This window comes from Vibrio antiquarius (assembly GCF_000024825.1).
Lineage (GTDB): Bacteria > Pseudomonadota > Gammaproteobacteria > Enterobacterales > Vibrionaceae > Vibrio > Vibrio diabolicus.
The window spans coordinates 380,854-395,178 of the sequence record NC_013456.1 but is presented as its reverse complement, the minus strand read 5'-3'; the positions used below and the strand labels follow the sequence as shown (position 1 = coordinate 395,178).

Annotated in this window: 7 protein-coding genes, 3 tRNA genes and 3 rRNA genes; 8 read left to right on the top strand and 5 right to left on the bottom strand. The window is 46.7% G+C overall.

The window, feature by feature from the left end; translation table 11 throughout:
• The first annotated feature begins 5 nt into the window (after positions 1–5).
• The 7 genes from hemG (at position 6) to rrf (ending at position 6,307) form a co-directional block, all read left to right on the top strand.
• The gene (gene hemG / locus VEA_RS01890) at positions 6–533 is read left to right on the top strand and encodes a menaquinone-dependent protoporphyrinogen IX dehydrogenase (protein ID WP_012841253.1); all 528 of its coding nucleotides are present in this window, start codon (positions 6–8) and stop codon (positions 531–533) included.
• A 454-nt stretch (positions 534–987) separates the two neighbouring features.
• Positions 988–2,540: ribosomal RNA gene (locus VEA_RS01885) — 16S ribosomal RNA — on the top strand.
• A 90-nt stretch (positions 2,541–2,630) separates the two neighbouring features.
• A tRNA-Glu gene (locus VEA_RS01880) sits at positions 2,631–2,706 on the top strand.
• A 2-nt stretch (positions 2,707–2,708) separates the two neighbouring features.
• Positions 2,709–2,784: transfer RNA gene (locus tag VEA_RS01875), tRNA-Lys, on the top strand.
• Positions 2,785–2,812: 28 nt separating this feature from the next.
• Positions 2,813–2,888: transfer RNA gene (locus VEA_RS01870), tRNA-Val, on the top strand.
• Between the two features lie 321 nt (positions 2,889–3,209).
• A 23S ribosomal RNA gene (locus VEA_RS01865) occupies positions 3,210–6,099 on the top strand.
• Positions 6,100–6,190: 91 nt separating this feature from the next.
• Positions 6,191–6,307, top strand: a 5S ribosomal RNA gene (rrf, locus tag VEA_RS01860).
• The 16S, 23S and 5S rRNA genes sit together here with 3 tRNA genes alongside, the layout of an rRNA operon.
• Positions 6,308–6,398: 91 nt before the next feature.
• On the opposite strand, the gene ilvY is transcribed toward rrf, so the two are convergent.
• Positions 6,399–7,289, bottom strand: a complete 891-nt coding sequence (gene ilvY, locus VEA_RS01855; protein WP_005379097.1) for an HTH-type transcriptional activator IlvY — start codon at positions 7,287–7,289, stop codon at positions 6,399–6,401.
• A 143-nt stretch (positions 7,290–7,432) separates the two neighbouring features.
• Here ilvY and ilvC point away from each other — a divergent pair, with 143 nt between their 5' ends.
• A complete protein-coding gene (gene ilvC, locus VEA_RS01850; RefSeq protein WP_012841252.1) occupies positions 7,433–8,917 on the top strand; it encodes a ketol-acid reductoisomerase in 1,485 nt (494 codons plus the stop codon).
• Between the two features lie 185 nt (positions 8,918–9,102).
• Here the strand turns inward: ilvC and ubiK are convergent, their stop codons facing one another.
• From ubiK to VEA_RS01830, 4 genes are all read right to left on the bottom strand, one after another.
• Entirely contained in the window at positions 9,103–9,354 is a 252-nt protein-coding gene (gene ubiK, locus VEA_RS01845; RefSeq protein WP_012841251.1) for a ubiquinone biosynthesis accessory factor UbiK, read from the bottom strand.
• Positions 9,355–9,485: 131 nt separating this feature from the next.
• Complete coding sequence (gene vmeD, locus VEA_RS01840; RefSeq protein WP_006743289.1) at positions 9,486–12,608, bottom strand: multidrug efflux RND transporter permease subunit VmeD; 3,123 nt, start codon at positions 12,606–12,608, stop codon at positions 9,486–9,488.
• Positions 12,609–12,620: 12 nt separating this feature from the next.
• On the bottom strand, positions 12,621–13,724 hold the full coding sequence (locus tag VEA_RS01835) for an efflux RND transporter periplasmic adaptor subunit (RefSeq protein WP_012841250.1): 1,104 nt from the start codon (positions 13,722–13,724) through the stop codon (positions 12,621–12,623).
• A gap of 18 nt (positions 13,725–13,742) precedes the next feature.
• A complete protein-coding gene (locus VEA_RS01830) occupies positions 13,743–14,324 on the bottom strand; it encodes a TetR/AcrR family transcriptional regulator (protein ID WP_012841249.1) in 582 nt (193 codons plus the stop codon).
• Between the last annotated feature and the right edge of the window lies 1 nt (position 14,325).

Genomic DNA, 14,325 nt, shown 5'->3' with positions numbered 1-14,325 from the left:
AAATCGTGGCAAAAGCATTATTTCTATACTCTTCCCGCGAAGGGCAGACTAAAAAAATTCTCCACTATATAGATGAACAACTTCCAGACTTCGAGTGTGAGCTGGTGGATTTACATAATGTCGAGACGATTGACTTCAGTCAATACGACAGAGTATTGATAGGCGCCTCTATTCGTTATGGTCATCTTAATAAAAAGCTATACCAGTTTATTGAGCGAAATCTCAATCAATTGGAGCAAAATAAAGTGGCATTTTTCTGCGTAAACCTAACCGCTCGTAAAGAGGACCAAGGAAAGGATACACCTGAAGGTAGTGCTTACATTCGCAAGTTTCTAATTAAGTCGCCTTGGAAACCAACGCTAATCGGTGTTTTTGCTGGTGCACTTTATTACCCACGTTACAGCTGGTTCGACAGAACTATGATTAGGTTCATTATGTCGATGACAGGTGGCGAAACCGATACAACCAAAGAAGTGGAATACACCAATTGGGAAAAAGTGGCTCTTTTCGCAGATAAATTCAGAGAACTGTAGAAATAACGTGCTCTTTTGACCGCTTTTGATGCAAATTTATCCGAACGATAAAAAAATCAAAAAAAATGTTAAAAAGGGCTTGCCAATGTGATCGCAATCTCTATAATGCCACCTCGCTGACACGGCAACGCTTCGAAAAAAACGAAGTCGAGGTTAGCAAGCCAAATTAGCCAAGCGGAAACGCTTGAAGAAAGTTTGAAAAAGTGATTGACACTAAACTTTAACTCGCTAAAATGGCCGTCCTGTTTTGAGCAAAGCTCAACAGGAAAAGCTCTTTAACAATATAGACCTATCAATCTGTGTGGGCACTCGTTGATGATAATCCAATTAGAAACTTCGGTTTCAAATTAGGTTTCAATGATACGAAGTGACCATTGAATCTTCGGATTCAGCACAGTCAATTCAAACATTACTTTATGTAATGTTCAGTATTCATTGAGCCGAACAAAATCTTAAATTGAAGAGTTTGATCATGGCTCAGATTGAACGCTGGCGGCAGGCCTAACACATGCAAGTCGAGCGGAAACGAGTTATCTGAACCTTCGGGGAAGGATAACGGCGTCGAGCGGCGGACGGGTGAGTAATGCCTAGGAAATTGCCCTGATGTGGGGGATAACCATTGGAAACGATGGCTAATACCGCATGATGCCTACGGGCCAAAGAGGGGGACCTTCGGGCCTCTCGCGTCAGGATATGCCTAGGTGGGATTAGCTAGTTGGTGAGGTAAGGGCTCACCAAGGCGACGATCCCTAGCTGGTCTGAGAGGATGATCAGCCACACTGGAACTGAGACACGGTCCAGACTCCTACGGGAGGCAGCAGTGGGGAATATTGCACAATGGGCGCAAGCCTGATGCAGCCATGCCGCGTGTATGAAGAAGGCCTTCGGGTTGTAAAGTACTTTCAGCAGTGAGGAAGGCGGGTACGTTAATAGCGTGCTCGTTTGACGTTAGCTGCAGAAGAAGCACCGGCTAACTCCGTGCCAGCAGCCGCGGTAATACGGAGGGTGCGAGCGTTAATCGGAATTACTGGGCGTAAAGCGCATGCAGGTGGTTTGTTAAGTCAGATGTGAAAGCCCGGGGCTCAACCTCGGAATAGCATTTGAAACTGGCAGACTAGAGTACTGTAGAGGGGGGTAGAATTTCAGGTGTAGCGGTGAAATGCGTAGAGATCTGAAGGAATACCGGTGGCGAAGGCGGCCCCCTGGACAGATACTGACACTCAGATGCGAAAGCGTGGGGAGCAAACAGGATTAGATACCCTGGTAGTCCACGCCGTAAACGATGTCTACTTGGAGGTTGTGGCCTTGAGCCGTGGCTTTCGGAGCTAACGCGTTAAGTAGACCGCCTGGGGAGTACGGTCGCAAGATTAAAACTCAAATGAATTGACGGGGGCCCGCACAAGCGGTGGAGCATGTGGTTTAATTCGATGCAACGCGAAGAACCTTACCTACTCTTGACATCCAGAGAACTTTCCAGAGATGGATTGGTGCCTTCGGGAACTCTGAGACAGGTGCTGCATGGCTGTCGTCAGCTCGTGTTGTGAAATGTTGGGTTAAGTCCCGCAACGAGCGCAACCCTTATCCTTGTTTGCCAGCGAGTAATGTCGGGAACTCCAGGGAGACTGCCGGTGATAAACCGGAGGAAGGTGGGGACGACGTCAAGTCATCATGGCCCTTACGAGTAGGGCTACACACGTGCTACAATGGCGCATACAGAGGGCAGCCAACTTGCGAAAGTGAGCGAATCCCAAAAAGTGCGTCGTAGTCCGGATTGGAGTCTGCAACTCGACTCCATGAAGTCGGAATCGCTAGTAATCGTGGATCAGAATGCCACGGTGAATACGTTCCCGGGCCTTGTACACACCGCCCGTCACACCATGGGAGTGGGCTGCAAAAGAAGTAGGTAGTTTAACCTTCGGGGGGACGCTTACCACTTTGTGGTTCATGACTGGGGTGAAGTCGTAACAAGGTAGCGCTAGGGGAACCTGGCGCTGGATCACCTCCTTATACGATGATTATTGCGATGAGTGTTCACACAGATTGATACGGTTTATGAAGTTTAAGAGATAGAACATCCCCCAAGATGTTCAACTTAGTGTCCCGTTCGTCTAGAGGCCTAGGACACCGCCCTTTCACGGCGGTAACAGGGGTTCGACTCCCCTACGGGATACCATTGGGTCGTTAGCTCAGTTGGTAGAGCAGTTGACTTTTAATCAATTGGTCGCAGGTTCGAATCCTGCACGACCCACCATTTCCTTCCACGGAAATCAAAATAATGTGGGCGATTAGCTCAGTTGGGAGAGCACCTGCCTTACAAGCAGGGGGTCACTGGTTCGAGCCCGGTATCGCCCACCATTCTCTAAGTATTTTTGGAATAAAACGTCCAAACCAGAACAAGAAATTGATACTGGTTGGCATTTTTGACTCTGAAAGTCTTTAGAAAATGTAACTTCCTTGTGAAGAAACATAGCTCTTTAACAATTTGGAAAGCTGACAAAACAATCTTTAAGATTGTTTGTAAAGTTCTCAATGTTTATCGAAAGATAAACACCAAAAAACACATTCAAGTGTTCTTGGAATTTGAGTCCGGCAAAATCGATATGTCTCTCGCTCATTCAAATAATGAGAGACAACTTTGGTTGTTTAACATCAATTCGAAACTCCTTCGGGTTGTATGGTTAAGTGACTAAGCGTACACGGTGGATGCCTTGGCAGTCAGAGGCGATGAAGGACGTATTAACTTGCGATAAGCCCAGATTAGGTAGTAAAAACCACTTGAGTCTGGGATTTCCGAATGGGGAAACCCACTTACATAAGTAAGTATCGTTATGTGAATACATAGCATAACGAGGCGAACCGGGGGAACTGAAACATCTAAGTACCCCGAGGAAAAGAAATCAACCGAGATTCCGAAAGTAGCGGCGAGCGAAATTGGACTAGCCCTTAAGCTTTATAGGCGTTAGGTGAACAAGCTGGAAAGCTTGGCGATACAGGGTGATAGCCCCGTAACTGACGACGCATATTCAGTGAAATCGAGTAGGGCGGGACACGTGATATCCTGTCTGAATATGGGGGGACCATCCTCCAAGGCTAAATACTACTGACTGACCGATAGTGAACCAGTACCGTGAGGGAAAGGCGAAAAGAACCCCTGTGAGGGGAGTGAAATAGAACCTGAAACCGTGTACGTACAAGCAGTAGGAGCAGGCTTTGTCCTGTGACTGCGTACCTTTTGTATAATGGGTCAGCGACTTATATTCAGTGGCAAGGTTAACCATCTAGGGGAGCCGTAGGGAAACCGAGTCTTAACTGGGCGTTCAGTCTCTGGATATAGACCCGAAACCAGGTGATCTAGCCATGGGCAGGTTGAAGGTTGAGTAACATCAACTGGAGGACCGAACCGACTAATGTTGAAAAATTAGCGGATGACTTGTGGCTAGGGGTGAAAGGCCAATCAAACCTGGAGATAGCTGGTTCTCCCCGAAAGCTATTTAGGTAGCGCCTCGGACGAATACTACTGGGGGTAGAGCACTGTTAAGGCTAGGGGGTCATCCCGACTTACCAACCCTTTGCAAACTCCGAATACCAGTAAGTACTATCCGGGAGACACACGGCGGGTGCTAACGTCCGTCGTGGAGAGGGAAACAACCCAGACCGCCAGCTAAGGTCCCAAATTACTACTAAGTGGGAAACGATGTGGGAAGGCTCAGACAGCCAGGATGTTGGCTTAGAAGCAGCCATCATTTAAAGAAAGCGTAATAGCTCACTGGTCGAGTCGGCCTGCGCGGAAGATGTAACGGGGCTAAGTAGTAAACCGAAGCTGCGGCAATACTCTTTGAGTATTGGGTAGGGGAGCGTTCTGTAAGCGGTTGAAGGTGTGTGGTAACGCATGCTGGACGTATCAGAAGTGCGAATGCTGACATGAGTAACGATAAAGGGGGTGAAAAACCTCCTCGCCGGAAGACCAAGGGTTCCTGTCCAACGTTAATCGGGGCAGGGTAAGTCGACCCCTAAGGCGAGGCCGAAAGGCGTAGTCGATGGGAAACGGGTTAATATTCCCGTACTTCTTACAATTGCGATGGGGGGACGGAGAAGGCTAGGTGGGCCTGGCGACGGTTGTCCAGGTTCAAGTGCGTAGGCTGAAGAGTTAGGTAAATCCGGCTCTTTCTAAGGCTGAGACACGACGTCGAGCATCTACGGATGTGAAGTCATTGATGCCATGCTTCCAGGAAAAGCCTCTAAGCTTCAGATTGTAAGGAATCGTACCCCAAACCGACACAGGTGGTCGGGTAGAGAATACCAAGGCGCTTGAGAGAACTCGGGTGAAGGAACTAGGCAAAATGGTACCGTAACTTCGGGAGAAGGTACGCTCTCGACGGTGAAGTCCCTCGCGGATGGAGCTATTGAGAGTCGCAGATACCAGGTGGCTGCAACTGTTTATTAAAAACACAGCACTGTGCAAAATCGCAAGATGACGTATACGGTGTGACGCCTGCCCGGTGCCGGAAGGTTAATTGATGGGGTTAGACTTCGGTCGAAGCTCTTGATCGAAGCCCCGGTAAACGGCGGCCGTAACTATAACGGTCCTAAGGTAGCGAAATTCCTTGTCGGGTAAGTTCCGACCTGCACGAATGGCGTAATGATGGCCACGCTGTCTCCACCCGAGACTCAGTGAAATTGAAATCGCTGTGAAGATGCAGTGTACCCGCGGCTAGACGGAAAGACCCCGTGAACCTTTACTACAGCTTGGCACTGAACATTGACCCTACATGTGTAGGATAGGTGGGAGGCTTTGAAGCGCAGTCGCTAGATTGCGTGGAGCCGTCCTTGAAATACCACCCTTGTAGTGTTGATGTTCTAACGTCGACCCCTTATCGGGGTTGCGGACAGTGCCTGGTGGGTAGTTTGACTGGGGCGGTCTCCTCCCAAAGCGTAACGGAGGAGCACGAAGGTGGGCTAATCACGGTTGGACATCGTGAGGTTAGTGCAATGGCATAAGCCCGCTTGACTGCGAGAATGACAATTCGAGCAGGTGCGAAAGCAGGTCATAGTGATCCGGTGGTTCTGAATGGAAGGGCCATCGCTCAACGGATAAAAGGTACTCCGGGGATAACAGGCTGATACCGCCCAAGAGTTCATATCGACGGCGGTGTTTGGCACCTCGATGTCGGCTCATCACATCCTGGGGCTGAAGTCGGTCCCAAGGGTATGGCTGTTCGCCATTTAAAGTGGTACGCGAGCTGGGTTTAGAACGTCGTGAGACAGTTCGGTCCCTATCTGCCGTGGGCGTTGGAGAATTGAAAGGGGCTGCTCCTAGTACGAGAGGACCGGAGTGGACGAACCTCTGGTGTTCGGGTTGTGTCGCCAGACGCATTGCCCGGTAGCTAAGTTCGGGATCGATAACCGCTGAAAGCATCTAAGCGGGAAGCGAGCCTTGAGATGAGTTCTCCCTGATACTTTAAGTATCCTAAAGGGTTGTCGTAGACTACGACGTTGATAGGCAGGGTGTGTAAGCGTTGTGAGGCGTTGAGCTAACCTGTACTAATTGCCCGTGAGGCTTAACCATACAACACCCAAGGGGTTTTGATGGACTCAACTAAGAACGTTGAATGTGTAAGAACGAGAATTAAAAACAGCTTTCCGAATTAAAGAATTTGCTTGGCGACCATAGCGTTTTGGACCCACCTGATTTCCATGCCGAACTCAGAAGTGAAACGAAATAGCGCCGATGGTAGTGTGGGGCTTCCCCATGTGAGAGTAGGACATCGCCAGGCTTTAAATTTAAGAAGCCCGCTCGAAAGAGCGGGCTTTTTTGCATCTATAGAGTTTTAAAATTAGCTCACTTTATACCTAAAAAGTGTTCATCTAAGGTGCGATATACTTGCTCTCTGCAACCTTCCAAAAGGCTTTAACAAGCGGATTTTCCAGCTGAGTTTTGTTGCAGCAAACACCAAGTTTAAAAGGTTTAATTGGTAAGACTTTTAAACGATTTATCTTTTCTCTTACCGGACTGTTGTTGATTACAACATCAGGTGCGATACCTACTCCACATCCCAATGCAACCATACTTACGATGGCTTCATGTCCGGAGGTTTGTGCGTAGATCTTTGGCTTTATTTTCATTTGTTTGAGCCAAGTATTGGCCCTGTCCCTTGCCGTTCCTGCTTCTGGGAGTATGAATGGAATGACCGACCAGTCTGGTTTTTCTTTTTGTAGCTCTTCAGCAAACGCACTAACCCCAACAGGTACGATGACAGAAAGTGGGATTTCACTGATCGTTTCAAATGCGATTTTATTTGGCATCTGTTCTGACTTGGCTGATATGGCAATATCGGCTTCATCTGCTAGTATTTTGTCGATCGCTTGAGCTGGATCGCCGGTTGATAGTTTGAACTCAATGAAAGGGTTCTGAATACGAAAGTCAGAGATTAGCTCCGGAAGATGGCTGTAGCTTGCAGTAACAGAACAAAAGAGACGGATTTCTCCTTTCAATTCATCCTCGGTTCCCTTCAGGTGACTCTGATACTGCTGCCATTCGCCAAGAATCTTTAAGGCAACTGGGACTAGCTTTTTACCTTGGATAGTTAAATCAACGCTACGGTTGTCGCGTAAAAACAATTGTTGGCTGGTTTCCTCCTCTAATTTTTGTATCTGTCGGCTTAAGGCTGAAGGGCTAATATGCATTGCCGCTGCGGTCTTGGCGAAACTTTTACTCTCACAGAGATGAATGAAAAGTTGCAGGCTTTTGATATTCATTAAATTTTCATTTCCATGTTGCATAAATTGCAATAACTAATTGTGAATATATCACTTTAAGCAATCTCATGTCTGTTTTAGTATGAAGTTATTCGGTAAGGCAATTACTGACCTCAATGGAAGAATCTCAAAGGAGCACCCAGATGGCTAATTATTTCAATACCCTAAACTTGCGCGAGCAGTTGGACCAATTAGGTCGTTGTCGTTTTATGGATCGCAGTGAGTTCGCTTCAGAAGCGGATTATCTGAAAGGTAAGAAAGTAGTCATTGTAGGTTGTGGTGCTCAAGGTCTTAACCAAGGTCTGAACATGCGCGACTCTGGTCTAGACGTTGCTTATGCGCTTCGCCAAGCCGCGATTGATGAGCAACGCCAGTCATTCAAAAACGCAAAAGACAACGGTTTTGAGGTAGGTAGCTACGAAACGCTAATTCCACAAGCTGATCTAGTAGTAAACCTTACTCCAGATAAGCAGCACACAAACGTTGTTGAGACGGTAATGCCGTTAATGAAAGAAGGCGCAGCACTAGGTTACTCTCACGGTTTCAACGTTGTTGAAGAAGGAATGCAAATCCGTAAAGACCTAACGGTAGTAATGGTTGCACCTAAATGTCCAGGTACGGAAGTTCGTGAAGAATACAAGCGCGGTTTCGGTGTACCGACTCTTATCGCTGTTCACCCAGAGAACGACCCAAAAGGTGAAGGTTGGGATATCGCGAAAGCTTGGGCTGCAGCAACAGGTGGTCACCGTGCAGGCTGTCTAGAGTCTTCTTTTGTTGCTGAGGTGAAATCTGACCTAATGGGTGAGCAAACTATCCTTTGTGGCATGTTGCAGGCTGGCTCTATCGTATGTTACGAGAAGATGATTGCTGATGGTATCGATCCTGGCTACGCAGGCAAGCTTCTTCAATACGGTTGGGAAACCATCACTGAAGCACTGAAGTTTGGTGGTATCACTCACATGATGGATCGCCTAACGAACCCTGCAAAAGTGAAAGCATTTGAACTTTCTGAAGAGCTAAAAGAGCTGATGCGTCCGCTATACAACAAGCACATGGATGACATTATCACAGGTCACTTCTCTAGCACTATGATGGCTGACTGGGCAAACGACGATGCGAACCTACTAGGCTGGCGTGCAGAAACGGGTGAAACTGCTTTCGAAAACTACCCAGAAACTGACGTAGAAATCTCTGAGCAAGAGTACTTCGATAACGGTATCCTGATGGTTGCTATGGTTCGTGCGGGTGTTGAGCTAGCATTCGAAGCAATGACGGCATCTGGCATCATCGATGAGTCTGCTTACTACGAGTCTCTACACGAGCTGCCACTTATCGCAAACACTATCGCACGTAAGCGTTTATACGAGATGAACGTGGTTATCTCTGATACGGCTGAATATGGTAACTACCTATTTGCTAATGTAGCAACGCCGCTACTGCGTGAAAAATTCATGCCTTCTGTTAGTACAGACGTCATTGGTAAAGGTCTAGGTGAAACGTCTAACCAAGTGGATAACGCGACTCTTATCGCTGTGAATGAAACAATCCGCAACCACCCTGTAGAATACATCGGTGAAGAACTACGTGGTTATATGACAGATATGAAGCGCATCGCGGTTGGTGGCTAATTTTCTTTGCTGCAAAGCGGAGAAAATATTAAATGAACTCCAGGCAGACTGGAGTGGTAAATACAAAATAAAACACAACATCTAATCAAAAGGCTTGGTCGCCGTTGACCAAGCCTTTTTGTTTTTAGCCGATTTATCTGCGCGCCGATAAGAAAAACGCTCCTTTGTGAGGAGCGTTTTAACACTTATTTTTCTGCAAGCTTCTCTTCAAGCTCCGCCAATTTCTGTTCCATTTCTGTCAGTTTTTGACGCGTGCGCAGTAAAACTTGAGTTTGAACATCAAACTCTTCGCGGCTTACTACATCTAGCTTATTCAGTTGGCCTTGGATTACTTGGCGAATCTTCTGATCAACATCAGAGCCCAACTCTTTTACAGGTTGAGGCATCGAGTCGTGAATCTGTTTAGCAATTTGCTCTAATTTCTTTGGGTCAAACATAGTGGCTAAAACTCCTTTTGATTTGTCCTCATTTTAAGTAAATGATACGTGAAAGTCGCCATTTAGATGGCAAAAAAGAGAGCGGCAATAAAAAAGGTCACCGAAGTGACCTTTTTGAATGCCTTAAAAGCTTATCTGTTATCCGCTAATTCACGGTGGGCTGCTTTCGCTTCGTCAACTCGTGCTAACTTCTCCAAGTCTTTGTCTTCAACAAATACTGGCAGTGGTTTGTGTTTTTCAGCTAAGTAGCTGTAAATCACAGGTAGTACGAATAGTGTGAACAATGTACCAATTGCTAGACCAGCAACGATGACGATACCGATACTGAAACGTTGTGCGGCGCCTGCACCTGTTGCGTACATCAGCGGGATCAGACCTGCGATCATTGCTGCGGTTGTCATTAGGATAGGGCGAAGACGCACTTTCGCAGCCTCCATCACCGCATCAATACGAGACAGTTTATTATGTAACTGCTCTTCTTTGGCTACTTCACAGATCAAGATACCGTGCTTGGTGATCAGGCCGACCAGCGTGATCAAACCAACCTGTGAGTAGATGTTCATTGAGGCCGTACCCCACGCCAACGCGATCAAGGCACCACATATTGCTAGCGGTACAGATACCATGATGACAATAGGGTCGCGGAGTGATTCAAATTGAATCGCCAGAACGAGGAAGATGATCGCAAGTGCAAGGCCAAAGGTTGCATACAAGGCACTACCTTCTGTCACAAACTGACGAGATTCGCCCATGTAATCGTGGTTATAGCCTGCAGGCAGTTTGGTTTGTGCGATATTTTCAAACCAATTAACTGCATCTCCCATCGAGACACCAGGGCCAGTAACTGCACCTACAGTCGCTGAGTTTAACTGGTTGAAGTGTGGCAAAGAGCGAGGCTCGGCCACCACATCGATGGTAATCAGACTACCTAATGGAACCGCTTTACCATCTACAGAGCGTACATAGTAGTTCTTCATCGATTCTGGGTTTAGACGCCATTTACGCTCAACCTGAGGAATTACCTCATAAGAACGGCCATTTAGGTCGATACGGTTTACATAGCCATCTGCCATCATCGTACTGAGGGTGATACCAATGTCTTGCATAGTCACACCGTAGGCACCCGCTTTGTCTTTATCGATCTTTATCTTCATCGTTGCAGAATCATATTTCAGATCCAGATCGGAATAGACAAACATTGGACTGCTTGCTACTTCTGACAGAATGTCATTTGCAACGGTAAACAAACTTTCAAAGTTGTTTGGTGTTGTAATTACGAACTGTACAGGAAGGCCTGAACCAGCACCTGGTAGCTCCGGCATTTCGTAGGCAGCAATAGACATTCCCGGAATGCTCGAAACAAGCCCACCAACACGCTGTTTGATTTCTGCTTGGCTCGCTTCTCGTTCGCCCCATGGTTTGAGTGTAGCTAAACCAAACGCTTGATTAGAATCCGGAACACCGTTAAATACCTGAGCGTATTCTACTTCTGGTTGATCAGAGAGAATCTTATTCACGTCATCCATGGTGTTTTGGATGTAGTCCAAATTCGAATTCGATGGTGCGGTCCCTATGAGCACAACAACACCTTTATCTTCAGAAGGAGCTAGTTCACTAGGAATAAACTTGAATAAAACAGGTAGGCTTGCAAATACAATAATGGCAAATACGATCACCACTGGTCGGCTCGCCATTACTGCTTTTAACATATTTGCGTAACGATTAGTCATGCCATCAAGGATATGGTGAACTTTTTGCTCAAACTTGCTCGGCTTTTCGTTCGCCTTCAGCATCTTTGAACACATCATAGGTGATAGCGTTAAAGCGATGATACCGGACACAAATACCGAACCTGCTAGCGTTAAAGCGAACTCTTTGAACAACGAGCCCGTAATACCGCCCATCAACGCGATTGGTGCGTATACCGCACCTAGCGTTAATGTCATCGCAATAACTGGCACAGCAATTTCGCGCGTACCAATGATTGCTGCACGGAATGGTGACTCGCCTTCTTTGATATGACGGTCCACGTTTTCTAGCACCACGATCGCGTCATCCACCACCAGGCCGATGGCAAGTACCATCGCTAGTAGTGTCATTAAGTTCCAAGAGAAGCCCATTGCCTGCATAACCATCGCCACACCAATCAAAGAGAGTGGAATAGTGACGATAGGAATGATGACCGCACGGAACGAACCTAGGAACAGTGTAATCACTACAAGTACGATAATTGCCGCTTCAAGAATCGTTTTCACTACTTCGTGAATTGACTCGTTGATCGCAATGGTAGAGTCGTACATCACGTTCATTTTGATGTTACTTGGTAAGTTGCGCTCAAGTTGAGGTAATAATTCAAGCACATCAGCAGCGATGTTGATTGGGTTGGCACTTGGCGCGGCGTTGATTGCAGCAACCACGGCTTCTTGGCCGTTTGCACTTGCACGGTAAACGTCGTGACTCTTCTCAAGTGTTACCTTCGCGATATCACCTAAGCGAATAACGTCCCCTTCACCCGTTTTTACGACCAACGCTTCAAGTTCAGCAACGTTTGATACCTGAGTATCCGCGCTACCGTTATAAAGCACGAACTCACCCGTCGCTTGACCCGTCGCAGATTGGTAGTTGTTGGCGTTAAGAACGCTCATCACATCCGTTGCAGTCAGCTTTAATGCGCCCATTTTGGCTGGATCTAGCCATACGCGCAGCGCGTATTTCATACCACCGTAAAGGTCGACTTTTGATACACCATTTACAGTGAATAGCTGTGGGTTGATTACACGCTCAAGGTAGTCGGTGATCTGGCTGGAAGACAACTCGTCACTGGTAAAACCAATATACAATACCGCGGTAGTAGAACCGGTCGACATCGTTACGGTCGGGTCTTCGGCTTCTTTTGGAAGCTGGGAACGTACCGAGTTAGTTTTCGCTAAGATGTCAGCCAATGCCGCGTTTGGGTCGGTATTCAACTTCATGTTGACAGTAATGGTTGATTTACCTAACACCGATTGCGAGGTCATATAATCAATATTATCGGCTTGCGCCACCGCTTGCTCCAATGGCTGAGTAATAAAGCCCTGGATCAAGTTGGCACTTGCACCGTAGTAACTGGTGGTCACGGTGACCACTGTATTCGTCATTTCAGGGTATTCACGAACTTGCATTTTGAACACGGCTTGCAAACCAAGCAATGCAATCAAAAAACTGATCGATACCGCTAAAACTGGACGTTTTATAAAAACATCTGTAAAGCGCATGATGCCTCCAACTTAAAGCATTGGTGTTTCAGCAGGTGGGGTAGTTGCATCGCTTTCGACAATGCTTACTTTTGCGTGGTTACTTAAACGGACTTGACCCGATGTCACCACTACATCACCTGGCTTCACGCCTTCTAGAATGTGTGCGATATCTTTAGAGCGTTCGCCAACTTTTACCACATGCTGCTTAACGCGTTTCTCGCCATCTTCTTCCGTTACGATGTAAACATTGTCGCCGTATAGCGTAAACGTGATCGCAGTTTGAGGCAGAGTGACCTGATTTTCTAATTTAGGCAGAATGATGTTTGCACGTGCGAACATACCACTACGCAGTTTGCCATCACTGTTAGGGATATCTGCTTGAACCTGAATCAAGCCACTTTGTACGTTAACCGCAGGCTCAATCGCAGAAATTGAACCTTTGAAAGGCTGTTCTGGGTAGGCATCCACGAAGATATCCACTTCTTGGTCGATGTTGATACGTGAAATATCGGTTTGCGGCACGGTAAAGCGTAAGCGCATCACGCTGGTGTCTTCCAGGCGAACAATATCAGTACCCGCTTGTAGGTACTGACCTAGGTACACGTTACGAATACCTACCACACCATCAAATGGCGCTTTGATTTCGCGTCGGTCGATGGTCGCTTTCAAGCTTTCAATGTCCGCTTTTAAGGAGAAGTAGTTCGCTTCTGCTTCGTCATACGCTTCTTTAGAAATAGAGCCTTTTTTAAATAGCCCTTGGTAGCGTTTGTATTTCGCTTCTGCTGCTGGCAACTTGGCTTGCGAGCTCTTTAAATTCGCTTTCTCAACGTCAGAGTCAAGCAGTACTAATGGCTGGCCTGCTTTGACTTGAGTACCGGAATCAAATGCGATTTTGTCGATAACACCGCTAGTTTCATTAGCAACGGTAACCCCTTGGTTTGGTTCAATAAAGCCAATTGCCTCTATAGCAGGAACCCAATCAACCGCTTGTACTTCAGTTACGGTTACTGGGAATGCTGGTTCAGGGCGATTGGCAAACTGTTCCATTTTGTCTTTGATATCAATTAGTCTGTATGTCACAACACTACCAAAAAGCAATAAAACAATTGATAGCATCAAAATCCACTTTTTCATTCTATTAAGAACTCCAAGTTAGTGTTTAATAATTGCATCCCAACTGGCTTCAATAGCAGCTTCTAATGCCGCCTTATCCAGTTGATAAAATCCCAAAGCGTGTTTCCTAGCAAGTGCAACACTTGCCTCAAAACTCAATCCAGAAAGCACTTCGTTATCGAGAGGCTTGAATACGCCCTCTTCTTTCCCCTGATTAAAAAGAAGATCTACTTGGGCAAACATTTGTCTTTCAAGTTCCCGAGTTTTGCTACTATTTGAACAGGGTAGAGATTCATATTGAACTCGATTGCTGAGCGCATTTAAATTCGAGCTCGCTAGATTCCAAATATTGAGCCACATGGTTCGATATCGCTGTTTTAAAGGCATCTCTTCACTCACGCCCAGTTGCACAGCCGTAGCGACACGCTTTGCAACGTTAAGGCGTAATTCCTCCAAAAGATGTTCTTTATCTGAGAAATAACGATAAATCGTTCCTGCTGCGACACCTGCTTCATTGGCGAGCTTTTGCATGGAAAGCCCTTGAAAGCCCGATTCAGCAATGAGTTGCTCTGCAGCGACTAAGATTTGTTCTCGCTTATCTACAGCAGGGTTATCCTTCATA

Excerpts from the sequence above, each read along its gene's own strand:
- ilvC (WP_012841252.1), top strand. The coding sequence starts at position 7,433 with ATGGCTAATTATTTCAATACCCTAAACTTGCGCGAGCAGTTGGACCAA.
- VEA_RS01830 (WP_012841249.1), bottom strand. The coding sequence starts at position 14,324 with ATGAAGGATAACCCTGCTGTAGATAAGCGAGAACAAATCTTAGTCGCT.
- VEA_RS01835 (WP_012841250.1), bottom strand. The coding sequence starts at position 13,724 with ATGAAAAAGTGGATTTTGATGCTATCAATTGTTTTATTGCTTTTTGGT.
- ubiK (WP_012841251.1), bottom strand. The coding sequence starts at position 9,354 with ATGTTTGACCCAAAGAAATTAGAGCAAATTGCTAAACAGATTCACGAC.
- vmeD (WP_006743289.1), bottom strand. The coding sequence starts at position 12,608 with ATGCGCTTTACAGATGTTTTTATAAAACGTCCAGTTTTAGCGGTATCG.
- ilvY (WP_005379097.1), bottom strand. The coding sequence starts at position 7,289 with ATGAATATCAAAAGCCTGCAACTTTTCATTCATCTCTGTGAGAGTAAA.